The 22,480-nt window shown below is 54.6% G+C and carries 21 protein-coding genes and 1 tRNA gene; 5 read left to right on the top strand and 17 right to left on the bottom strand.

Going from position 1 to position 22,480, the window contains the following annotated elements; all coding sequences use genetic code 11:
- Window positions 1-6 precede the first annotated feature (6 nt).
- From deoA to AUP42_RS03940, 8 genes are read right to left on the bottom strand one after another with little or no spacing between them, the layout of a single operon-like run.
- Entirely contained in the window at window positions 7-1,347 is a 1,341-nt protein-coding gene (deoA, locus tag AUP42_RS03905; RefSeq protein ID WP_062949072.1) for a thymidine phosphorylase, read from the bottom strand.
- Window positions 1,348-1,405: 58 nt separating this feature from the next.
- The gene (locus tag AUP42_RS03910; protein WP_062949074.1) at window positions 1,406-2,212 is read right to left on the bottom strand and encodes a purine-nucleoside phosphorylase; all 807 of its coding nucleotides are present in this window, start codon (window positions 2,210-2,212) and stop codon (window positions 1,406-1,408) included.
- Window positions 2,209-2,628 carry a cytidine deaminase gene (gene cdd / locus AUP42_RS03915; RefSeq protein ID WP_062949076.1) on the bottom strand — a complete coding sequence of 140 codons (420 nt, stop codon included), beginning with the start codon at window positions 2,626-2,628 and terminating at the stop codon, window positions 2,209-2,211. The genes AUP42_RS03910 and cdd overlap by 4 nt, the downstream gene beginning before the upstream one ends.
- Window positions 2,629-2,655: 27 nt before the next feature.
- Complete coding sequence (locus AUP42_RS03920) at window positions 2,656-3,666, bottom strand: BMP family lipoprotein (protein WP_082824661.1); 1,011 nt, start codon at window positions 3,664-3,666, stop codon at window positions 2,656-2,658.
- A 51-nt stretch (window positions 3,667-3,717) separates the two neighbouring features.
- Window positions 3,718-4,689 carry an ABC transporter permease gene (locus tag AUP42_RS03925; RefSeq protein ID WP_062949078.1) on the bottom strand — a complete coding sequence of 324 codons (972 nt, stop codon included), beginning with the start codon at window positions 4,687-4,689 and terminating at the stop codon, window positions 3,718-3,720.
- On the bottom strand, window positions 4,689-5,807 hold the full coding sequence (locus AUP42_RS03930) for an ABC transporter permease (RefSeq protein ID WP_062949080.1): 1,119 nt from the start codon (window positions 5,805-5,807) through the stop codon (window positions 4,689-4,691). Before AUP42_RS03930 ends, AUP42_RS03925 begins: the two co-directional genes overlap by 1 nt.
- Window positions 5,804-7,378, bottom strand: a complete 1,575-nt coding sequence (locus AUP42_RS03935; protein WP_062949384.1) for an ABC transporter ATP-binding protein — start codon at window positions 7,376-7,378, stop codon at window positions 5,804-5,806. Before AUP42_RS03935 ends, AUP42_RS03930 begins: the two co-directional genes overlap by 4 nt.
- Before the next feature lie 49 nt (window positions 7,379-7,427).
- Window positions 7,428-8,423, bottom strand: coding sequence for a BMP family lipoprotein (locus AUP42_RS03940; protein WP_062949082.1), 996 nt, complete (start codon window positions 8,421-8,423; stop codon window positions 7,428-7,430).
- Between the two features lie 597 nt (window positions 8,424-9,020).
- Between AUP42_RS03940 and AUP42_RS03945 the strand changes: the two genes are divergently transcribed.
- Window positions 9,021-10,616, top strand: coding sequence for a bifunctional metallophosphatase/5'-nucleotidase (locus AUP42_RS03945; RefSeq protein ID WP_062949084.1), 1,596 nt, complete (start codon window positions 9,021-9,023; stop codon window positions 10,614-10,616).
- A 146-nt stretch (window positions 10,617-10,762) separates the two neighbouring features.
- Window positions 10,763-11,713, top strand: a complete 951-nt coding sequence (locus AUP42_RS03950; protein WP_062949086.1) for a carbohydrate kinase family protein — start codon at window positions 10,763-10,765, stop codon at window positions 11,711-11,713.
- On the opposite strand, the gene AUP42_RS03955 is transcribed toward AUP42_RS03950, so the two are convergent.
- From AUP42_RS03955 to AUP42_RS03985, 7 genes are all read right to left on the bottom strand, one after another.
- Entirely contained in the window at window positions 11,710-12,567 is an 858-nt protein-coding gene (locus tag AUP42_RS03955) for a type 1 glutamine amidotransferase (protein WP_062949088.1), read from the bottom strand. The two genes, AUP42_RS03950 and AUP42_RS03955, sit on opposite strands and share 4 nt — an antisense overlap.
- 46 nt (window positions 12,568-12,613) lie before the next feature.
- Complete coding sequence (locus tag AUP42_RS03960) at window positions 12,614-13,783, bottom strand: iron-containing alcohol dehydrogenase (RefSeq protein WP_062949090.1); 1,170 nt, start codon at window positions 13,781-13,783, stop codon at window positions 12,614-12,616.
- 29 nt (window positions 13,784-13,812) lie between these two features.
- Entirely contained in the window at window positions 13,813-15,204 is a 1,392-nt protein-coding gene (locus AUP42_RS03965) for an aldehyde dehydrogenase family protein (protein WP_062949092.1), read from the bottom strand.
- A gap of 84 nt (window positions 15,205-15,288) precedes the next feature.
- Complete coding sequence (locus tag AUP42_RS03970; protein ID WP_062949094.1) at window positions 15,289-16,656, bottom strand: glutamine synthetase family protein; 1,368 nt, start codon at window positions 16,654-16,656, stop codon at window positions 15,289-15,291.
- Between the two features lie 261 nt (window positions 16,657-16,917).
- A complete protein-coding gene (locus AUP42_RS03975) occupies window positions 16,918-17,970 on the bottom strand; it encodes a TRAP transporter substrate-binding protein (protein WP_062949096.1) in 1,053 nt (350 codons plus the stop codon).
- 167 nt (window positions 17,971-18,137) lie between these two features.
- A complete protein-coding gene (locus AUP42_RS03980) occupies window positions 18,138-19,463 on the bottom strand; it encodes a TRAP transporter large permease (protein ID WP_062949098.1) in 1,326 nt (441 codons plus the stop codon).
- Window positions 19,460-19,969, bottom strand: a complete 510-nt coding sequence (locus AUP42_RS03985; protein WP_037987544.1) for a TRAP transporter small permease subunit — start codon at window positions 19,967-19,969, stop codon at window positions 19,460-19,462. The genes AUP42_RS03980 and AUP42_RS03985 overlap by 4 nt, the downstream gene beginning before the upstream one ends.
- Window positions 19,970-20,472: 503 nt before the next feature.
- Here AUP42_RS03985 and AUP42_RS03990 point away from each other — a divergent pair.
- Entirely contained in the window at window positions 20,473-21,354 is an 882-nt protein-coding gene (locus tag AUP42_RS03990; protein ID WP_062949100.1) for a MurR/RpiR family transcriptional regulator, read from the top strand.
- A 97-nt stretch (window positions 21,355-21,451) separates the two neighbouring features.
- Window positions 21,452-21,694 carry an Lrp/AsnC ligand binding domain-containing protein gene (locus AUP42_RS03995; RefSeq protein WP_062949102.1) on the top strand — a complete coding sequence of 81 codons (243 nt, stop codon included), beginning with the start codon at window positions 21,452-21,454 and terminating at the stop codon, window positions 21,692-21,694.
- A 101-nt stretch (window positions 21,695-21,795) separates the two neighbouring features.
- Here AUP42_RS03995 and AUP42_RS04000 read toward each other — a convergent pair.
- Together AUP42_RS04000 and AUP42_RS21340 are read right to left on the bottom strand one after the other, a co-directional pair.
- Window positions 21,796-21,888 (bottom strand) — tRNA-Ser (locus tag AUP42_RS04000).
- Window positions 21,889-22,032, bottom strand: coding sequence for a hypothetical protein (locus tag AUP42_RS21340; protein ID WP_156484562.1), 144 nt, complete (start codon window positions 22,030-22,032; stop codon window positions 21,889-21,891).
- 143 nt (window positions 22,033-22,175) lie between these two features.
- Here AUP42_RS21340 and AUP42_RS04005 point away from each other — a divergent pair, with 143 nt between their 5' ends.
- Complete coding sequence (locus AUP42_RS04005) at window positions 22,176-22,397, top strand: hypothetical protein (protein WP_062949104.1); 222 nt, start codon at window positions 22,176-22,178, stop codon at window positions 22,395-22,397.
- Window positions 22,398-22,480 lie beyond the last annotated feature (83 nt).

Raw genomic sequence — 22,480 nt, forward strand, 5'->3', positions numbered from 1 at the left:
GTGTGATCACCCATTGGTGCGGGCAACTATCCGTTCGCGCACTGCCGCGGCAGAACCGGTTCTGGCGACCTCGCCATCGCCAATTACGATTGCCTCGCGCAACAGCGCCGTCGCCTCGTCAAGCTGTGCCTGATCACGGATATGAGCGATACAAAGCGGCGTATCGGCCGAAACGGCCTGCCCGACCTTGATGAAATCGGTAAAGCCGACAGCAAAGTCGATCTTCTGATCGGCACGCGTCCGGCCACCTTTCAACGCAACCAGCGCCAGACCAACCTTGCGGGCATCCATCGATACAACCCGCCCGGTCTTCGCCGCGCTGACGGACTTAATCATCGGAGCTACTTCAAGATGGGCCGATGTGTTTTCGATAAAATCGGCTGGACCGCCAAGGGCCGATACCATTTTGCCAAATACTTCGGCTGCCTTGCCCGATGTCAGGGCGTCACTGGCTTTTTGCAAACCATCGGCAACATCACTGGCAACACCGGTCAGCGACAGCATTTCGGCTGCCAACGCCATCGTGACATCATAAACACGCTGTTCCTGATGCTTGCCGGTCAGGAAATCAACCGCTTCATGCATTTCAAGCGCGTTGCCGACCGTATCGCCCAGAACCTGTTCCATATCGGTCAAAAGGGCCGTTGTCGGCACACCATTGCGGGTTGCGACTTCGGTGATGCTTTCGGCCAGTTCGCGCGCACGATCATATTCATTCATGAAGGCACCCGATCCGAATTTGACATCCATCACCAGCGCATCGAGTCCCGCCGCCAGCTTTTTCGACAGGATCGATGCCGTGATCAACGGAATGCTTTCAACCGTCGCGGTGACGTCGCGAATACCATAAAAGCGCTTGTCCGCAGGGGCAAGATCGGCGGTCTGTCCGATGATGGCGCAGCCGACTTCGCGCGTGACCTTGGCAAATTCATCCAAGGTCGGTGCGGTACGATAGCCCGGGATGGAATCAAATTTGTCCAGCGTTCCGCCTGTATGACCAAGGCCACGCCCCGAAATCATCGGAACAAAAGCACCGCACGCACCAACAATCGGCCCCAGCATCAGGCTGACCTTGTCGCCAACCCCACCAGTAGAATGCTTGTCGACAATCGGCCCGTCAAGGCCAAGCGCCTTCCAATCAAGTACGGTCCCAGAATCACGCATATTGCGCGTCAGCGCCGCGCGCTCATCCATGGTCATGCCGTTAAAGAAAACCGCCATGGCAAGGGCTGCAACCTGCCCCTCGCTGATGCTTTCATCGGCAATGCCCTTTACGAAAAAGGCGATTTCGGCGTCTGTCAGAACTTCGCCTTCACGTTTACGGCGAATGATTTCCTGCGGCAGCATATGCTGTCTCCTGCGCGCTTATTATTAAATTACGTTTTCAAACTCGTTTGAAACAGGCTCATGCATCACTTGAAAAATAACGCAGCAGGATCTTGATTAAATTGGAAGATCCTTCTTTCGCCATTTCAAGTGTCTGTTCATGACTAAGAGCGGTCGGGCTCATGCCAGCGGCCAGATTGGTGATGTTTGAAACTGCTGCAACCCGGAATCCCAGACGGCGGGCAAGAATGTTTTCCGGTACGGTCGACATGCCCACCGCATCCACCCCCAGAACCTTAAGCGCACGAATTTCGGCCGGTGTTTCAAAACTTGGCCCGGTGCACCAGCAATAAGTCCCTTCAAACAGGTCAATGCCAAGCTCTGCCGCAGTATTTTTCAACCCCGATCCGATTTCCGGGTCATAAGGCACATCCATCCCGACAAAGCGATCATCACCATGATATCCGATCAACGGATTGGGCCCGAACAGGCTGATATGATCCGTAATCAGCATCAGGTTCCCCGGTGATGCCTCGGAGATTAGCGAGCCCGCCGCATTGGTCAGGATAAGTCGGTCTGCCCCCAATTCACGCAATGTATCAAGCGGCTCGTTCATCAAATCCGAACGGCCATGTTCATAATAGTGCGCCCGACCCTGCATGACGGCAACCGATACACCGCCAATCCGGCCAAGTACCAACTGCCCCCCATGGCCCACCACCGTCGGCTTGGGAAAGCCCGGCAGGTCGGCATAGGAAATCCTGATCGCATCACTGACGGCGTCAATAACGCCCCCCAGCCCACTGCCAAGAACAAGTGCAACCTCGGCCTTAAAGCCCGGTGCCTTGGCGGCAATGATGTCCAATGCGGCTTTGACGTTACTCATTTCAAATTCTCCGGCCCGAAGGAATGGGGAATAAGTTCTTCACGCGTCAGGGTCAAAAGCGTTTTGCCAGCATCATTGATGATATAAATCGTCGCATCCGATCCGGTGAATTCCCGGATTTTCTGGCGACACCCACCACAAGGCGTACAGGCAACATTGCCAAGCCCGACAACGACGATTTCGTCAAACTTGGTTTCACCCGACAGAACCATTGCCGAAATTGCCCCGGCTTCGGCACACACACCTTCGGGATAGGCCGCATTTTCAACATTGCATCCGGCAATGATCTGTCCGCGTTCCGTACGAAGGGCTGCGCCAACGTGGAATTTCGAATATGGCGCATATGCCCTGTCACGCGCGGCAAGTGCCGCATCAATCAAATCGCGCGGGGCGTCGGTTACAGTTTGCGATGTCATGTGTCTTGATCCTGTTTTTCCTGCCGCTTATCGCGGGCAGGTTCCGTCCTGCATATAGTCGTGAACAATAATCCTGCCGTTGATGATGTCGTTGCGCGCCGCATCGGCCGCATCCTTCATCGCAGACGTGATCAGGTCCCTGTTAAAATCGTCAAGCGCCCAGTCGATCCCACCTTCGGCAAGTCCAAGACTGCGAATACCCGGCTTCCAGTCCCCATTGCGCGCCGCCTTGAAAGCCTCGAACACCGCAACATCGACATGTTTGACCATCGATGTCAGAACCGAACTCGGATGCAACCCATTCTGGTTTGCATCCGATCCAATTCCAAGCTTTCCGGCATCCGCAGTCGCCTGCAAAACACCAATTCCCGTACCACCGGCCAGTTGCAAGACAACATCCGCGCCAAGACCGATCTGTGTGGTCGCCAGTTCGGCACCACGGGCCGGATCATTCCACGCAGCACCGGTGGTTCCCGTCATGTTTTCCAGTACCTTGATGCCCGAAACCGCCTGCAACGCACCCAGGGCATAGCCACAGGTCATTCGACGGATCAACGGAATATCCATGCCGCCAACAACACCAATCGTTCCCGATTTCGATGCCATGGCCGCAAGCATCCCGACAAGATACGTGCCTTCATGTTCGCGAAACACAACCGACTGCACATTAGGTTGATCAACAACCATATCGACAATGGCAAAACGGGTATCGGGAAATTCCGGCGCAACTTTGGCAAGCGACGTCGCCTGCTGAAACCCGATCACAACAATCGGGTCCCGTCCCTCGCGGGCAAAATTCCGGATCGCCTGTTCGCTTTGCGTGTCATTACGCAATTCGAACTCGCGATAATCAATGCCGGTTTCCTGTTTGAAACGCTCCGCCCCTTCGAAAGCCGACTGATTGAACGAACCGTCAAACTTGCCACCGGTTGAATAAACAACTGCTGGCGTAATTTCGGCGGCCTGCACGGCAAAAACCGTGGCAGGCAGCGCAACAGCCAGAACGGCAATGATGGAAAAGACCTGTTTGCAATTCATCACAGCCTCGTTTGCCAGATATGCCGGATCGGGAAGCTGACCGCAGCGCGATCAGCGTTCCTTCACATACGGACGACCAAGCGATTTGGGCGGAATGGCGCGGCCAATAAAGCCCGCCAACAGGATCACCGTCAAAACATAGGGTAGTGCCTGCACCAGTTGCACCGGCACCTCGCCGATCCCCGGCAGGATAACACCCTGCATGCGGGTTGCCGCGGCATCAAGAAAACCAAACAGCAAGCACGCAAACAATGCCGGGAAAGGTCGCCATTTGCCAAATACCATGGCTGCGAGCGCGATGTAGCCCTTGCCCGCTGTCATATCCTGAAGGAAGGACGCACCCTGCGCGGTCGAAAGATACGCCCCCGACATGCCGACAAGAATACCACTGCACATCACCGCACGATAACGCATGGCGACAACTCCGATACCGGCGGTATCAACCGCCCCCGGATTTTCACCAACCGCACGCAGACGCAAACCGAAACGGGTGCGATACATCACCCACCACGCTGCCGGAACTGCAAGGAACGCGACATAAACAAGAATGTTATGACCGCTCAGCAATTCCGAATAAATTGATCCAAGTACCGGGACATCGGCAACGGCATCCGCACCGGGCAGGGTAATCGGTTGGAACCGCGATTCATGATCAAGCGACGGCGTCTTGCCGCCTTGCGCAAACAGCGCAATCCCGACAAGTGCCGTCAGGCCCGACATCAGGATATTGATCGCCATGCCTGATACAACCTGATTGCCTTTATGCGTGATGCAGGCAAAACCATGCAGCAGCGAAAGGCAGATCGTGGTTCCGATTGCCGCCAGCAACCCGACCCACGGATTTCCGACATAATAAGCCACGGCAGCAGCCGAAAACGCCCCGCCCAGCATCATGCCTTCAAGTGCCAGGTTGATCGTGCCGGACCGCTCCGAAAACATCCCGGCCAGTGCGGCAAGAATAAGCGGGGTCGATGTCCGAAGTGTCGCATCCAGAAGCAGGATAACCAGTTCAAAATTATCCATTATACTGCCTCCTGCGCACGGCGGCGCAAATGCCACGCTGTATAAATCCGGGTCACACGCGGACGAAACATATGTTCCATCGCACCGGTAAACAGGATCACAAGCCCCTGAATAACCACGACCATATCGTTCGAAATCGTTGGGATTTCAAAGCTGAGCTCCGCCCCGCCCTGATACAGCATTCCAAACAGCAATGCCGCCAGGAATATACCAAACGGGTGATTGCGTCCCATCAGGGCAACTGCAATTCCTACAAAGCCGTAACCGGCGGTAAAGTCGATCAGCAATCGGTGCTGAACACCCATCACTTCGTTAAGCGCCATGAAGGCCGAAAGCGCGCCTGAAATCATCATAGCCATGATAATGTAACGCCCCGGCTCGATCCCGGCATAGGTCGCGGCAACCGCATTGGCACCCACGGTGCGGATCGCATAACCCCATCTTGTATGCCAGATGAACAGCCACACCAGAACACTGCAGACAAGCGCGTACACAAATGAGAGGTTCAGCGGACTGCTTGCCATTTCCAGACCAAGGCCTGCGGCGATATCATGAATGAACGGCAAACGCAGATGTTCGGCGATCTGTTCGCTTTCCGGGGTCATTGATCCCTGAGGCCGCAGAACATTGACCAGCAAATAAACCATCAGTGACGATGCAATGAAGTTGAACATGATCGTGGTGATCACGACATGCGACCCGCGACGCGCCTGCAGATATGCCGGGATATAGGCCCAGGCCGCACCGAAAATTGCCGCCGCCAGAATGGCAACAATCAGCATTATCGGGAATGGCAGAAAATCAAGGTAAAGGGCGGCCAGAATAACGCCAAGACCACCGACATAGGCCTGCCCTTCGGCACCGATATTGAACAGCCCGCAATGGAATGCCACGGCAAAGGCCAGACCGGTAAAGATGAAGTTGGTGGTGTAATAAAGCGTATAACCCCACGCCTCTTCATAGCCGAACGCACCATAAAGCAGAATTTCAACAACTTGTGTCGGGCTTTCACCGATCGCCAGAACAACAAGCCCCGAAACGACCAGTGCCAGCAGAAGGTTGAGCAGCGGCAACGCACCAACATCAATCCAGCGCGGCAGTTGAACGGTATCACTCATGCGTGGCCCTCCGCGGCTTTGGCTTCATGGGGGTCAACCCCGGCCATCATCAGGCCAAGAACCCGTTCATTTGCTTCGGCAGCAGAAACTTCACCGATGATGGAACCATCACACATCACCAGTATGCGGTCGGCAAGAGACATGATTTCGTCCAGTTCGACGGATACCAGCAGGACGGCCTTGCCGGCATCGCGCATCGCAACAATACGTTTGTGAATGAATTCGATGGCGCCGATATCGACACCACGCGTCGGCTGACCAACCAGAAGAAGTTCCGGATCACGCATGATTTCACGCGCCAGAACCAGCTTCTGCTGGTTGCCGCCGGAAAAATTGGCCGCTTTCAAATCAGGATCATTTGGTCGCACGTCGAATTCCGACATCATATGTTCGGTCGCACCGGAAATCGCATGCCAGTTCAGGAACATGCCTTTCTGATAGGCTGCATCATCTTCATAACCGAGAATAGCGGCTTCCTTGGCCGAAAATGACGTCACCATCGCCATGCGATGGCGATCCTCAGGCACATGGGCCACACCGCGTTTACGCAGTTCGGCGGCATCAACACCGCGACCGGGTGTCACATCCTGCCCGTTCAACAGGACCTGTCCCTCGCTTACAGCACGTATCCCGCCAAGCGCTTCAAGAAGTTCGCTCTGCCCGTTGCCGGAAACCCCGGCAATGCCGACGATTTCACCAGCACGAACCGTAAAGCTGGCATTCTTGACCTTGCGCACACCCTGCGATGTTTCAACGCACAGATTATCGACCTCAAGAACCGTCGCCGCCGGTGCGGCCTCACCCTTTTCAAGGCGCAAAAGCACCTTGCGGCCGACCATCAGTTCGGAAAGTTCTTCGGGGCTGGTTTCAGCCGTTTTGCGATGGGCCACCATTTCACCCTGGCGCATCACGGAAACATTATCCGTTGCCGCCATGATTTCACGCAGTTTATGCGTGATCAGAACAACCGTCTTGCCCTGCTGCTTCAGGGTTTCCAGAATGCGGAACAGATGATCCGCTTCCTGCGGGGTCAAAACGCCCGTCGGTTCATCCAGAATAAGGATTTCGGCCCCGCGATAAAGGGCCTTCAGAATTTCAACGCGCTGCTGCAAACCAACAGACAGGTCACCAACAATGGCATCGGGATTAACGTCGAGCGAATATTCACGCTCCAGACGTTTAAGCTCCTCGCGGGCCTTGTCTACGCCCTCGCGCAGGATTGCTCCGCCCTCGACACCCAGAATAACGTTTTCAAGAACCGTGAACGGTTCAACCAGCATGAAATGCTGATGAACCATGCCGATCCCGACCGCAATGGCATCTTCGGATCCCTTGATGTCGCAAAGTTTGCCATCGACATGGATGGTGCCCCCGTCCGCCTGATAAAAGCCGTACAGGATACTCATCAGGGTCGATTTGCCAGCACCGTTTTCCCCGACGATGCCGTGAATCGTACCCTTTTCAACTTTCAGATCGATTGATTTATTCGCGTGTACCGCCCCGAACCGCTTGTCTATACCGCGCAGTTCAATAGCGGGTTGCACGGCACCGGTCTCCCCGGCGCCGTGCATTTGATGCATCGTATCCGACACTACAAATCCCCGGTTTGTTCGTCCTGCCTTACATCGGGCAGGCGCTGTCGCTCATGTAATCATGGACTTCAAGGTTGCCGGAAATGATTTCTTCCTTGGCCTTGGCAACAGCCGCTTTCATGTCGTCGGTGATGAGTTTCTCGTTGTTCTCGTCAAGCGCCCAGTCAACGCCGCCTTCTGCAAGGCCAAGAACGGTTACGCCCGGTTCCCATGTGTCGTTGGCAGCAGCGTCGAACGCTTCGTAAACAGCAACGTCAACACGCTTGAGCATCGAGGTCAGAACCGAACCCGGATGCAGGGCATTCTGGTTTGAGTCAACACCGATGCCAAGCTTGCCGGCATCCGCCGCCGCCTGCAGAACACCAACGCCGGTGCCGCCAGCCGCGTGATAGACAACGTCCGCCCCACGGTCGAATTGCGATTTTGCAAGTTCGCCACCTTTAACCGGGTCATTCCATGCCGCACCGGTGGTGCCGGTCATATTCTGGAAGACTTCGGCATCGGCATTGGCGTGTTTAACACCCTGCGCATAACCACAGGCAAATTTGCGGATCAGCGGAATATCCATGCCACCGATGAAGCCGACCTTGCCGGTTTTTGATGCCATTGCTGCCAAAACACCAACCAGGAACGAACCTTCATGTTCCTTGAATACCACCGACTGAACGTTCGGCAGGTCAACAACCATGTCAACGATCGTGAACTTGATATCAGGGAATTCGGTTGCAACTTTCTCAAGGGCTGATGCCTGCGAGAAGCCGATTGCAACAATCGGGTTCATGCCGCGGCGTGCGAAGTTGCGCATGGCCTGTTCGCGCTGCGAATCGTTCTGGATTTCGAAATCGCGATACTCGGTCCCGGTGTCGGCCTTGTATTTCTCGGCACCGTTATATGCGCCCTGGTTAAACGAACGGTCAAAACGGCCGCCCAGATCGTAAACGACTGCCGGTTTGATTTCTGCTGCGCTCGCTACACCTGCATAGCATGCAACAGCCGCGACCATGGTGGTCAGAAGCTTTTTCATTCCGATGCCCTTCTATTGCTTGATTCTCTTTTATATCCCGCCAGTGCCCTTAACCGGCAGGACTCCCTCATCGAAAAAGTGTTTCATGCAGCAGCGCCGCTTTTTGCCCCGGATGCCGGTATGCTTTTGTGCGTCTCTGCTGCAGAACGCCTATGGTAACTACAAAATACAGTACTCTGTAAATAGCAGAGCACGGACCATAGGCACAAAACCTGTCCATTCGGTCAGAATTCATTCTACCCCAGCTTACCTTTTTACCGTCTATCTGCGGGGTTTCCCTTAGTTTTTCACGCATTAGAAAACGCTGACATTTCAATCGCTGCCGATACTATTTCTCAAAGAATTTCATAATCGCGACTCACGCTATTTCTGTAATCCTGCCTGTTGGCCCGAAAACAAAGGCGTCCGATTCTGCATTGCAATGAAAATGTGTCCTCCATCGCCCTGATGCGGATCGACAATTTAACCGTCACGTCATCAACCGGACGTACCCCCAAAAGAATTTTAATGCTAGGGTCACGTGCGTTCAGGGATTTGACTTTTCATGCCACACCGGGTCGAGGGATCCCGGTGCAACGGCTTGTTCGGAGATAAAAAATGAAACGGAAAATTGCGGGGCTTCTTTCGGCCTGCACGATGCTGACTTTCGGTGCCGGTTCGGCACTTGCGGATTATGATCTGCGCATCCTGCATACCAACGACGTTCATGATCGTGTTGAATCGGTTACCAAATACAATAACAGTTGCAGCGCCGAAGACGAAACAGAAGGCAAATGCTTTGGCGGTTATGCCCGTTTGGCAACCGCCATTCGCGAGAATCGTGCCATGGGCGGCAATGTCCTTGTTCTGGACGGCGGCGATCAGTTCCAGGGATCGCTTTATTATTCGACCTACAAGGGCAAGCTGACCGCCGAACTGATGGCAATGGCGGGTTACGATGCCATGACCATCGGCAACCATGAATTTGACGACGGCCCCGAAGTTCTTGCCGCCTTCATCAAGGCCAGCAAAATTCCGGTCCTATCGGCCAACGTCAAGCCGCTTGGCGGTTCCGGCCTTGAAGGGTTCATCAAGCCCGACACCATCGTCGAAGTCGGGGGCGAGAAAATCGGCCTGATCGGCATCACCACCGAGGAAACCCCTGATATCTCGAGCCCGGGCGACCATGTCAGCATCACCGATTCCGAAATGGCGCTGCGCTATTCGGTTGCCCGTCTGCGCCTTAAAGGCATCAATAAAATCATCGTCATGAGTCATTCCGGCTCCTACAAGGATTTTGAACTGGCCAAAACCGTCAGCGGCATCGATGTCATCGTGGGCGGTCACGATAACCAGCTCTTCTCGAACACCAATGAAAAGGCCAACTATCCCTACCCGGTTGTCGAAACCGCACCGGATGGCAAACCCGTTCTGGTCGTTCAGGCCTATGCCTATAGCCGCTATCTCGGCGCACTCGAAGTCACCTTTGATGATGACGGAGTGGCAAAGGCATGGTCGGGGGAACCGATCACCCTTGATAGCAATATCAAACCGGCCGATGACGTTCTGGCAAAAATCGCCGAAGTTAGCGGTTCGGTCGATGCCGTCCGTACCATCGAAGTCGGCAGCTTTACCATAGCGGCCGATGGATCGCGCGAAACCTGTCGCGCAATGGAATGCTCCATGGGCTCGCTGATTGCCGATGCGATGCTTTGGAAAGCTGGCGAAGGTTACCAGATCGCCATCCAGAATGGCGGCGGTGTCCGCGCCAGCATTGACGAAGGCACCGTAACAATGGGCGAAGTTCTTACGGTTCTGCCGTTCCAGAACGCCCTGGCAACCTTCAAACTGTCAGGTGCCGATGTCATTGCATCGCTTGAACATGGCGTGTCGATGGTATCCGAGGGCAAGGGCCAGTTCCCGCAGGTTTCCGGCCTGAAATTCGATCTGGATCTTAACGCGCCGGTCGGGGCGCGCGTATCCAACGTCATGGTCAATGAAGGCGGTACTTTCGCCCCGATTGATCCGGCCAAAACATATGGCGTTGTATCGAACGACTTCATGCGCAATGGCGGGGATGGCTATGCCTTGTTCCGCGACAACGCAACTGATGTCTATGATTTCGGTCCGAACCTTGAACAGGCTGTTGCGGAATATATCGGCATGAATTCGCCGATGACCCCGGCAACCAGTGACCGCATCATGATTAAATAAGCCCGAACCAACGGGTTTGACCAAAGGGCAGCGCACAATGATCCCGTGCGCTGCCCTTCTTGTTTTGCTTGCGTTGCGTTGGCCCTGCGGCTTATGACTTCGCACCTGTCGCCAACGACCCATTCAATAAGAAACAGAGCATCATCTTGATCAACCCGGCCAGCAATATCCTTTGCCTTGGTGCAGCCCATTTTGACCGAACACTGCAATGCACGGAAACATTCGTGCCTGCGGCGTCAAACCCTGTGCGGACCCTGCATCGCAAACCGGGTGGTGTCAGTCGCAATATCGCGGTTCACCTGCGGTTGCAGGGATGTAATGTCGGCATGCTGGGTGCGGTCGGCGACGATGGCGACGGCGATCAGATCATCCGCTCCTTATCGGAAATCGGTATCGATACACGGCAAATCCGCAAAATCCCCGGCGGCCATACCGCGGGTTACACTGCCATTCTTGACGAAACCGGTGAACTGGCCCTTGGCCTGATGGATGCCGAAGTCTATGACCGCCTGACATGCGACCTTCTGGCTGATCAACTGGCAAATATTCAAAACTGGCCCTGGTGGCTGGTCGATGCCAATCTGCCGACCGAAACGCTGACCTGGCTGGCTAACCAGAAAGGTACATCGCGTTTTTGTGCCGCGACCGTATCCCCGTCAAAATCGGCCCGTTTCAAGCCGCTTCTGGACAAACTTGATGTCCTGATTGCCAACCGCGCTGAAGCAAAAGTCCTGTCAGGTATTGAAATCAACGACATCGATGACGCGGTAAACGCGATCAAATCCCTGCGTGACCATGGTATTCCCCATATTGTCGTCACACTGGGTGCCAAGGGTGTCATATCCGCCGATGACCGTGAAATTGCGTTCTGGCGCCCCCTGCCCACCAAGGTTGTTGACGTCAATGGTGCCGGTGATGCGTTTTATTCAGGCTTTCTGTCGGCTTTCAGCAAACCGGAAACCAGCTTTGACGCCGCGATTGGCACCGGCCTTGCCATGGCAAGTCTGACGGCGGAAACCCACGGCACAACAGTCTGGAACCTTGATAGCAAAACGGTTCAGGAACGCGCGTTAAACGCCTACAAAGAAACGATCTAACTGCGAATTTTACCGACTGAATATTTCAGCCAGTTGCCCAGTTCGATCAATCGGCGTTCATAGCGCAACGCATCATTATCAATGCCATATTGCCATGCCAGATCGCGTCGGCCCGGGTTCTCATGCAATGTCATCCAGTTGGCCGCCATTGTCTCAAGCGCGCCCTGATCGGCAAACAATCCAGCATCAATCAACCGTTGCCCATACCGCCGGAAAATCGCGGCAAGTTCAGCCAGCGTATATTCGGGATGGTATTGCACGCCCCAGAATTTCAGACCGTCATATTCCATCACCAATGCCTGAATATGGCTGTGTTCGTTCCCCGCAAGGATTACCGCCCCCTTTGGCGGAACCGATACTTCGTCCATATGCACCGTCAGTGCCGAAAAACAAATCGATTTCCCGCGATACATCGGATGCGCAACCCCTGCCCGATTCAGGCGGATCATGCGGCCCACGCCGATCTCGCGTCCATTGGGCGATGCACGCACTTCGCCGCCAAACGCACGGGCAACAATCTGCATGCCCCAGCAACTGCCAAATACCGGCACACCGGATTCAACCGTCGCCCTGGCCAATGGTAATTGGTTTAAAACGGCATCTTCATCGATATAGGCATTAAGCGCCGAACCGGTCCAAGCGATGCCGTCAAAATCGCCAAGCTTCACACCGTCGGGAAGACAGTCCGGCCCATCATCTGCAGGCCGGACAATCGTAACATCAAGTTCAGGATCAAGGCGTCGCAGGGCCGTTTCATATCCCTCGCCCGATGGCGATCCCCCCAGTGAACGGTTCAATTCATTCACTTCGTGGCGATTGCCATCGACAATCAGGATTTTTCTGACGTTTTCCATGATAACACCCTGATCCCGTTATTGTTCTGGTTATCGTTTCTTGAACTTAGCCAAGTTCGCCGACACAGGCCCGACGGAAGATTTCGGCATAATCAGCCACCGAAAGTTCAATCGGGTTGCCTCCATCGGACGGATCACCCTTGGCTTTGGTCGCGACTTCTTCGGCACGGTTTACGTCAACACCGATTTCCGCCAGCGTATTGACGATGCCAAGACGGGTACGGAACGCCAGAATCCATTCAAACAGGGTATCAAAGCCCGGTGCGGCAAGGCCCAGCAAACGACAAATCGTTTCACAATTGCCTTCAATCGCGCGGCGGTTGGCACGCATGATATACGGCAGAAGGATTGCGTTGGTCAGGCCATGGTGGGTATCAAAAATCGCCCCGATCGGATGGGCCAGTGCATGAACACCGCCAAGTCCCTTCTGGAAGGCTGTTGCCCCCATCGACGCTGCCGAAAGCATATCAGCGCGCGCCTCGATATCCTTGCCATCGTCATAGGCACGCGGCAGGGCATCAGCAATCAAACGCATACCTTCAAGGGCCACACCATCCGCCATCGGATGATAACCCGGCGCACAATGGGCTTCGAAACAATGCACAAACGCATCGACACCGGTCGCGGCCGTCACATGCGGCGGCAGGCCAATGGTCAGTTCCGGATCGGAAATCACGATGGCTGGTAACATCTTCGGATGGAAGATGATTTTCTTTTCGTGCGTATCTTCCTTGGTGATCACGCTGGCACGACCGACTTCGGAACCAGTCCCCGATGTAGTCGGAACGGCAACAATCGGCGCGATACCGGCCGGATCGGCACGGGTCCACCAGTCACCGATATCTTCGAAATCCCACATCGGACGGGTCTGCCCCGCCATCAAGGCAACTGCCTTGGCCGCATCAAGGCCCGAACCGCCACCAAAGGCAATCACACCGTCATGACCGCCTGCACGGTAGACCGCCAGACCGTCTTCAACGTTTTTGCCTGTCGGATTGCCTTTCACACCAGCAAACAGCCCTGTCGGAAGTCCTGCGGCTTCGTTTGCGGCAATCGCATCGCGCACCATCGGCAGGTCTTTGAGCCCCTCGTCGGTGATCAACAACGGCTTCTTCATGCCGGTTGCCTTGCAGGCATCTGCCAGTTCTGAAATACGGCCCGGACCAAAACGCACGGAGGTCGGGAAGTTCCAGTTTCCAACAATCTTCTTGGTCATCTCTGTATCCTTTGCGCGCAAACGCGACGTTAAATCTTGGTCCGCAGGTGGAAGCTTTTCGGCCGGGTCAGTGATTCGTAACCCAGTTTCGAAAGCGTGCATCCACGTCCCGAATTTTTCACCCCCGTCCAGGCCAGTGCCGGATCAAGGTAATCTGCACGGTTCATGAAAACCGTTCCGGTCTGAAGCCGATCACCAATCGAAAGGGCGGCATCCTCATCCGCCGTCCAGACCGATGCCGTCAGGCCGAATTCACTGTCATTCATCAGGGCAATGGCTTCCTCGTCGGACGTCACCTTCATGACGCCGACCACCGGGCCAAAGCTTTCCTCGCTCATGACGCGCATCGAATGATCGACATTGATCAAAACCTGCGGCGCCAGATACGGGGTGCCTTCCTTGTTGGCAGCAAATTTCGACGGATCGATCAATGCCTTTGCCCCGTCGCGGATGGCATCGGCAATCTGGCCACGCACAAAGGCCGCCGATGACGCCCGCACCATAGGGCCAAGGTTGGTTTCCGTATCAACCGGACTGCCAAGGCGGTATTGCGACACAAGGTCGGCTGCCTTTTCGACAAAAGCATCAAATACGCTTTCATGGGCGTAAATACGTTCAATCCCGCAGCACGACTGCCCGCTGTTAAAGAACGCACCATCAATGACGTTTTCCACCGCATGATCGATATTGACGTCCGAACGCAGATAGGCCGGGTCCTTGCCGCCAAGCTCCATACCTGTCGCGATGAACTTACCACCCACCGCTTTCTGGACCGCGTGACCGCCTGGAACCGAACCGGTGAAATTGACGAAATCAACACGGATATCGCCCATCAGTTTTTCCGCATCCGCATGGCTCAGATGCAGATATTGGAACAATCCCTTGGGCAGACCGGCGACTTCAAAGGCCTCGGCAAAGCGTTCCGCGCAAAGTGGGGTCTGGTGCGAATGTTTCAGCACCACCGCATTCCCTGCCATAAGGGCCGGAACAACGCCATTCACGGCCGTCAGATACGGGAAGTTCCACGGTGCGATGATCGCAACAACGCCCAATGGTTCACGGCGGATGAAACGGTTAAAACCGGCCTTCTCGCCCGGATTGTAATCGCCAATCGCCTCTGGGGCGATATCGATCATGTAATCTGCACGTTCCTTGAAACCGTTGACCTCACCACCAGCCTGCGAAATCGGGCGGCCCATCTGCCAGCTGATTTCAGTCGCGATTTCATCCTTTTTCGCGACAAAGGCGGCAACCGCCTTGCGCAGAACTTCCTGACGAGTTGCGACCGACACAGTTCGCCATTCGGCCTGTGCGGCGCGGGCAACATCAAGTGCCTTGTTGATCTCGGCAGCACTGGCAAGCGGACGCTCGACATAAACGGATCCATCAACGGGCGAGATGGTGCGTAAACTCTCGGACATAATGCCTCACAATTGGAGAATGAGTTAGGGCGCTAAGATATGTGATCGGGCGCGAAGCGACGATGCGTCGCCGCGTGCAACAGATCAAATGATTTCGAAGTAACGCTGCATTTCCCAGTCGGTAATCGCCTTGCGGAATTCGCGTTCTTCCCATTCCCGCGATTGGGCGTAATGGGTCACAAATTCTTCGCCAAACAGTGATTTTGCCGCCTCGGATTTGCGCAAACGTCCGGCTGCCTCGTAAAGGGTCGCGGGCAATGTCGTATCTTCGGGGAATTCCTGCGCATAGGCGTTGCCAACGACCATTTCGCCCGGCTCCACCTTGTTTTCAATGCCCCAAAGCCCCGAGCCGATGGCAGCCGAAAGCGCGATATAGGGGTTAATATCCGCCGCAGCAATGCGATATTCAATGCGTTGCGACTTCGCACTCCCCGGAATGACGCGAAGCGCCGTGGTCCGGTTTTCAACTCCCCATGTTGCCGTCGTCGGTGCCCAGAAACCCGGGATCAGTCGCGAATAACTGTTTACCGTACAGGCCACCATCGACAGCAGTTCCGGCATAAGTTTCTGCTGCCCGCCAAGGAACCAGCGCATTTCATCGGACATGTTGTGCGGTTTATTGGCGTCATAAAATGCCGCCCGGCCATCCTTGCCCTTTATCGAAACATGCATATGCCCCGACTGCCCCGGCCAATCGGGCGACCATTTCGCCATAAAGGTCGCCATCCATCCAGCACGCTGGGCCAGAACCTTGGTAAAGGTCTTGAACAATGCGGCTTTGTCGGCCGCCCTTAATGCATCGTCATGACCGATGGCGGCTTCAAGCACACCCGGGCCAGTTTCGGTATGAAGTCCCTCGATCGGGAAATCCATGCTTTCGCCCAGTTCAAGCAGGTCATGATAGAATTCCGAATGCACGGAATTACGCAGCATCGAATAACCGTAAAAGCCCGGCGTGATGTTCTTAAGATTGCGATAATTCTTCTCGCGCACAGAATGCGGATCTTCCTCGAACAGAAAAAACTCGAATTCGCAGGCGGCCGAAACGTCATACCCCATGCTATCGGCTTTTTCGAGAACACGGCGCAATGTGCCACGCGGGCAAACCGTTTCCGCCCGTCCGTCGAACTCACCAAGGAACAGGACTGTATCGTCCTCCATCGGCAATTCGCGGCAACTTTCCGGGATCACGCGCACCGGTGCATCCGGATATGCCGTGTGCCAGCCAGTAAACTCGGACTTGTCATAAAGCTGGTCATTTGAATCCCAGCCCAGAACCACATCACAAAAGGCAAAACCGGAATCGAGTGCCGACAAGAATTTGTCGCGATGCATGTATTTGCCGCGCATGATTCCGTCGACGTCGAAAATACCGATTTTGACGAATTTGATGTCTCGTTCCTTGATCAGTTTTCGTGCGTCATCGGCGGTTTTGACATCCTTCGCCTGCATCGGCGGCCTCCTGTGATTTGGGCTTTGTTATTGTGTCGGATTGACCGGTTCCTGCCCGTTTATATTTCGCGTCTTGTGACGTCTTGGTCTGTAATGTAAATTACAACATTGAACATTTAAACAAATATTTTGCCATTTTGTATTATTTGTTACATGGACAAAACTCGCATAAATACAAAAGAATACCGGTTTACAGGGCAGCAGGTGCCCAATGAAACATCTGCTGCCCTGCCCAATCAAAATTGACCGTTCCCGACGGGCTTAGCTGTAACGATACGGCTTGCCGGCTTTTTCCATCACCGCAGCATACTGCTTGAAGATATCCACGACCTTCGCGCAACGCGGGCTGGTCTGTGCAATCTCGTCCCAGAATTTATGTGCTTCGGCTTCAACCGTCGCCCATTCCGCATCCGGGATCGAGGTCAGCTTCATCTTCGTGCCTTGGGTACGAAGTTTGGCTTCACCACCCCAGTACCAATGCTGGCGATAATAGTGCGAGCTGTCCATGCACAGCTTGAACAGAACTTTCAGATGTTCCGGAAGTTCGTTCCAGCGTTCTTCATTGGCGAAGAACGAGCCACACCATGCACCAGAAATGTTGTTGGTCAGGAAATAGTTGGTCACATCGGCCCAACCGACCGTGTAATCCTCGGTGATGCCCGACCATGCAATCCCGTCAAGTTCGCCGGTCTGAACGGCAACCTCGATGTCTTCCCACGGCAGGGTGACCGGAACAACGCCAAAGCGCGACAGGAATTTACCAGCCGTCGGGAAGGTAAAGACACGCTTGCCTTTAAGGTCTTCCAGACTGTTGATCGGATCAACCGTTGCAAAATGGCACGGGTCCCACGAACCGGCCGAAAGCCATTTGACACCTTCGACTTCGCTATATGCTTCGTCCCAGATTTCGTTCAGGCCGTATTCTTCAAACAGGACCGGAACGTCAAGGCTGTAACGGGTCGCGAACGGGAAATAGCCGCCAAAGACCGAAATATCCACCGGAGCCGCAATCGAGTCATCATCGGACTGAACCGCATCAATAGTGCCGCGCTGCATGGCACGGAACAACTCGCCGGTCGGAACCAGCTGATCGGCATAGTAAAGTTCGATTTCCATTTCGCCATTGGCGACCTTGTTAAAGGCATCAATCGCCGGTTTGATCACATGTTCGCCCAGCGCCGGACCGGCATAGGTCTGCAAACGCCAGGTGATCTTGGCGTTCTGCGCCTTGACATAAGGTGCGGCAAACGCCGTGGTACCGGCTGCTGCGGTTGCAACACCGGCTTTCTTCATAAAGTCGCGTCTCGTCGTCATTGTATCATCTCCCTGATCGATGAAGTTCGTTAACGCATTAATTAGCTGCCCTGCCCGCCTTACGGGTCTGGCAGCGCCTCCTCTTGTTGGAAATTTGAACCTCCCCTGAATTGATTTTGTTTTGAACGGCGGGGCCTTGCGACCCCGCCGGTATCGGGTTCATTTGCTTACCGCGCGTAATGCCATTCCGGCAGCCACAGCGCGATCTGCGGGAACGCCATCACGATGCCAAGCGCCATCGCCATGATGATCACAAACGGTGTGATGGATTTATAGATGTCCTTTAACGTCACCTCTGGCGGGGCCATGGCTCGCATCAGGAACAGGTTGTAACCAAACGGCGGTGTCATATAGGCGATCTGACAGGTGATGGTATAAAGCACGCCATACCAGACCAGATCGAAACCAAGTGCACCAACCAGCGGCACATAAAGCGGTGCGACGATCACCAGCATTGCGGTGTCATCAAGGAACATGCCCATCAGGATGAAGGAAATCTGCATCATGATCAGTATCTGCCACGGGCCAAGGCCCATCTGATCGACAAAGAAGCTTTCAATCGCCCGGACCGCACCCAGGCCGTCAAAAACGGCACCAAAGGCAAGGGCCGCCAGAATGATCCACATGAACATGCAGCTGATCGAAAGCGTTTTGCGCAGGGTTTCTTCCATGACAACGCGGGTCAGGCGGCGCTTGAACAAGGCGGCAATGGTCGCGGCAAGCGCCCCCACGGCTGAACTTTCAACAAGCGATGTAATCCCCATCAGGAACAGACCGGTCATCGAGAAGAAGATGAACAGCGGAACGATCCCGGCTTTCAGCAGGCCGACCTTCTCGCCCCATGTGATTTCCGCGCGTTCGTCCTTGCTCAAGGCCGGGCCCATGCTGGGCTGCAGCCAGCAGCGAATGGCGATATAAATGATGAACATGCCCGCCATCAGCAACCCGGGGAACACCCCCGCCAGCCAAAGCTGCCCGACCGGCTGACGCGCGATCATGCCATACAGCACCAGAACCACACTTGGCGGCACCAGAATGCCAAGCGAACTGCCCGCCTGGATCACGCCGGTCACCATGACCTTGTCATAGCCACGCCGCAAAAGCTCCGGCAACGCAATGCTGGCACCGATTGCCATGCCCGCTACGCTCAGCCCGTTCATGGCCGAAACCGCCACCATCAAAACAATCGTCCCGATAGCAAGACCACCGCGCACCGGCCCCATCCAGACATGGAACATCCGGTAAAGATCATCGGCCAGACCGGATTCCGAAAGCATGTAACCCATATAGACAAACAGCGGCAACGTCAGAAGCGGATACCACTTCATCAGCTTCATCGCGGCACTGAACGCCATTTCAGAACCGCCATCCCCCCACATACCAAGAGCAAAAACAACGGCAACAAAACCGATGGCACCAAAAACCCGTTTCCCGGTCAGAAGCATCAGCATCATCGTGGAAAACATCAGAAGAGCGATCATCTCGTAACTCATGAAAGGCTCTCCCCGCGGGCGGCTGCCACATCTTTAAAGAAGGTTGCAATTGCCTGCAGCAGCATCATGAACACGCCAAATGTCATGATCGCCTTGATCGGCGACATCGGCGGTGACCACGCGGAATAGCTGGTTTCGCCATACTCGAACGCATAGGCGGTCGATGACACGCCGCCATACAGCAGAAATGCCAGATAAAAGATCAGAAACAGGATCGTGATCGCATCAAGCCCGGCCTGTTTGCGCGGCGACAATGCGCCATACAGCAAATCCATCCGAACGTGCGAGTCCAGCTGCATGGAATATCCCCCGCCCAGCAGGAAATAGGACACCATCAGGAACTGAGCCGTTTCCAGTGTCCAAAGGGCCGGAAATTCCATCAGCTTGGTCGCGGCGGAATACAAAAGCACCGCAAGCATCGCAAAAATCAGATACATCGCAAACCGGCCGATGATGCGGTTCACACAATCGACCCATCTGACGTAGGTCTTGATAAATTCAGGCATCTAACGCCACCCCAACATCTCCCTGTTTTATCGGTCGCAACAGCGGTTGGTCTGCCATCTGCAAATACGATCCCACCCGTTCGCATCCGAAGGACACGAACGGTGATCTGAAATGCCTTACCGCCCGGAAAAACCCGGCAGGTTCAACATCGACACCAAATCTGGATGGAAATATTCGCAGCCCTGACAACCCATATTGCATCCCCCTTGTCTGCACCACCTTTTACAAGGCCGTACCGTGTGATGAACCGCCTCCCAGGCGACCGACTCTTGCCAAGTCGTTGAATTGTTGCACCGCTTTTCGCGGTACGGGTTTTATCCCTTCTGTAATGAACGTTACATGATTTCAATTTTGATGACAAGAATATCAAATATTGTAAAATTCGTTACAATCATTGTATTTGTAGGTCAGACAAGGTAAACCGCGCCCGAACAATGCATAAGCGCAATTTGCGGGTGTTTGGCCATTCCGTGCGAATGGCATAACCGGGGAAATATCGCCTTTGGATGCGAAGCAGCAGGCAACGAAACCGACAGTCGCCGAACAGATCACGCAAAAAGCCGATACACTGACCGCGTCGGAACGCAAACTGGCCCAGGCGCTGCTTGGCAACTATCCGATGGCCGGCCTTGAAACGGTGGCAACCTTTGCCGAAAGGTGTGGCGTTTCCGCCCCGACGGTGCTGCGCTTTGCCAGCAAGATCGGCTTTGACAGCTATCCCGATATGCAGGCGCGCCTGCGCGGTGAACTCGAAGCTCGCCTGCAATCACCTTTGACCCGAAGCAGCCTGCCACGCTCGCGCAATCATTCCGGTCATCCGATGGGTGAATTGCTTCATGAAATGACCGAAGCAACCATTAGCAACATTCGCACAAGCCTTGCCAACATCAACCCGGCCGAACTGCAAAGTGCCATTGAACTGATCGGTGATTGCAAGGGATCGGTTTATCTGCTGGGCGGGCGGTTTACATCCGCCCTTGCGGTTTATGCCTATGAACATCTGCGCACCATGCGAAGCCATGTTCGGCGCGTCTCGGGCCAAAGTGCCAAATGGGCCGAAGACCTTCTGGATATCGGCAAACGCGATGTTCTGCTGGTTTTTGATGTCCGACGTTATCAGGCTGATGTCATTGCCTTTGCCGAAGCCGCCGCACGGCAGGATGCCAAAATCATTCTTTTCACGGACCAGTGGCTCAGCCCGATTGCGCAATTCGCCCGGCATGTCTTTCCGGTCCGTATCGAAACCGGCACGACATGGGATAGCTCTGCTGCCAGCATGGTAATGCTTGAAACCCTGCTTGAAGGGGTTGGTCAACATAACCCCGAGCAGGTGCGTGCGCGCATCAAGCATCTGGAAATTCTGCGTCGCCCGTCTCAATCTTAAGACGCCGCGTACATTCGCCGCAGTAATGATTGAAACCACCGCCGCACCGCGATAGCTTGGGGCATAATTTTTATCACCAAATACCGGAGCCGCACCGATGCATCCCTTCTTCATTTTCGTGAAATGCGATCTGGGCAAAGCCTATGACGTTGCCACCTCACTGGTCGAGGAAATCGAAGGTGTATCGGAAGTCTATTCGATCTCGGGTCCGTTCGAGCTGCTGGTAAAGGTCTATATCGAGGACGGTCAGGATATCGGGCGCTATGTGAACGAAAAAATCCATCTGCTGCCCCATATCAAGGACACCCAGACCATCATTACCTTTAACGCCTTCACCTGATTTACCGAAAATGCAAAAACGCGATGACATGGCTCATCGCGTTTTTTGTTTTATTGGTTTTGGCAAAAGAAAAAGGCACCCTGTTCGGGTGCCTTGATCAATGGCGGACAAGGAGGGATTCGAACCCTCGATGGGGCTTTTGACCCCATACTCCCTTAGCAGGGGAGCGCCTTCAGCCACTCGGCCACTTGCCCTTATCTCTTTGGTGTTCCGTGCGGAACGACGCCTTTCTTAAACATCGCATCAGCCCATGTCAATGCCGGAAACAGGCGTCCTGCCCGTTTTCTTTTATCAAATCCGTTGAATGAAACCACCAGCTTTTTGAAGGGCTTTGCCATTGCCTTTTCCGGTTGAGGACCAAAAGAGTCTCCAAACCATCATATTGCTGTCATCGCAGCGAAAAACTTGGCTGTCATAAGAACAATGTAAGCTTCTTTTTCCCGTTTGAGCCCGTTCGAGACAGAAAGCAGGTTAAAGCATCATGCGTACCGTTTATCAGAGCACGGATGACCTTGGTCATACCCTTCGCGCCCTGAAACTCAGCAAGGAAGGCCACAACAATCCGGTCTATCTTGGCCTTGTAATTCACGATCGCGAAGTCCTGTTTCGCACCCGTGAAAATTCATCACGCGAATTTGTTCTGCAGAAGATCAAGGAATTCGTCGCGGCCAACAGCCCGACATTAAATGCCCAACCGGCCTGATGGCCGGTTTTTTATTGCCCGGATCGCGGCCGGTTCATCCCGCCCGCCATACCACGCGAAACGAGATCGCGCCGGGGCGAAAC

It is taken from the genome of Thalassospira lucentensis, from assembly GCF_001613805.1.
GTDB lineage: Bacteria > Pseudomonadota > Alphaproteobacteria > Rhodospirillales > Thalassospiraceae > Thalassospira > Thalassospira lucentensis_A.

What these genes read in the sequence shown, in the direction of transcription:
- AUP42_RS03955 (WP_062949088.1), bottom strand. Translation starts at nt 12,567, where the DNA reads ATGGAAAACGTCAGAAAAATCCTGATTGTCGATGGCAATCGCCACGAA.
- cdd (WP_062949076.1), bottom strand. Translation starts at nt 2,628, where the DNA reads ATGACATCGCAAACTGTAACCGACGCCCCGCGCGATTTGATTGATGCG.
- AUP42_RS03980 (WP_062949098.1), bottom strand. Translation starts at nt 19,463, where the DNA reads ATGAGTTACGAGATGATCGCTCTTCTGATGTTTTCCACGATGATGCTG.
- AUP42_RS03930 (WP_062949080.1), bottom strand. Translation starts at nt 5,807, where the DNA reads ATGAGTGATACCGTTCAACTGCCGCGCTGGATTGATGTTGGTGCGTTG.
- AUP42_RS03910 (WP_062949074.1), bottom strand. Translation starts at nt 2,212, where the DNA reads ATGAGTAACGTCAAAGCCGCATTGGACATCATTGCCGCCAAGGCACCG.
- AUP42_RS03985 (WP_037987544.1), bottom strand. Translation starts at nt 19,969, where the DNA reads ATGCCTGAATTTATCAAGACCTACGTCAGATGGGTCGATTGTGTGAAC.
- AUP42_RS03960 (WP_062949090.1), bottom strand. Translation starts at nt 13,783, where the DNA reads ATGACCAAGAAGATTGTTGGAAACTGGAACTTCCCGACCTCCGTGCGT.
- AUP42_RS03935 (WP_062949384.1), bottom strand. Translation starts at nt 7,378, where the DNA reads ATGCACGGCGCCGGGGAGACCGGTGCCGTGCAACCCGCTATTGAACTG.
- AUP42_RS03920 (WP_082824661.1), bottom strand. Translation starts at nt 3,666, where the DNA reads ATGAATTGCAAACAGGTCTTTTCCATCATTGCCGTTCTGGCTGTTGCG.
- AUP42_RS03975 (WP_062949096.1), bottom strand. Translation starts at nt 17,970, where the DNA reads ATGACGACGAGACGCGACTTTATGAAGAAAGCCGGTGTTGCAACCGCA.
- deoA (WP_062949072.1), bottom strand. Translation starts at nt 1,347, where the DNA reads ATGCTGCCGCAGGAAATCATTCGCCGTAAACGTGAAGGCGAAGTTCTG.
- AUP42_RS03995 (WP_062949102.1), top strand. Translation starts at nt 21,452, where the DNA reads ATGCATCCCTTCTTCATTTTCGTGAAATGCGATCTGGGCAAAGCCTAT.
- AUP42_RS21340 (WP_156484562.1), bottom strand. Translation starts at nt 22,032, where the DNA reads ATGGCAAAGCCCTTCAAAAAGCTGGTGGTTTCATTCAACGGATTTGAT.
- AUP42_RS03925 (WP_062949078.1), bottom strand. Translation starts at nt 4,689, where the DNA reads ATGGATAATTTTGAACTGGTTATCCTGCTTCTGGATGCGACACTTCGG.
- AUP42_RS03970 (WP_062949094.1), bottom strand. Translation starts at nt 16,656, where the DNA reads ATGCAGGCGAAGGATGTCAAAACCGCCGATGACGCACGAAAACTGATC.
- AUP42_RS03945 (WP_062949084.1), top strand. Translation starts at nt 9,021, where the DNA reads ATGAAACGGAAAATTGCGGGGCTTCTTTCGGCCTGCACGATGCTGACT.
- AUP42_RS04005 (WP_062949104.1), top strand. Translation starts at nt 22,176, where the DNA reads ATGCGTACCGTTTATCAGAGCACGGATGACCTTGGTCATACCCTTCGC.
- AUP42_RS03940 (WP_062949082.1), bottom strand. Translation starts at nt 8,423, where the DNA reads ATGAAAAAGCTTCTGACCACCATGGTCGCGGCTGTTGCATGCTATGCA.
- AUP42_RS03965 (WP_062949092.1), bottom strand. Translation starts at nt 15,204, where the DNA reads ATGTCCGAGAGTTTACGCACCATCTCGCCCGTTGATGGATCCGTTTAT.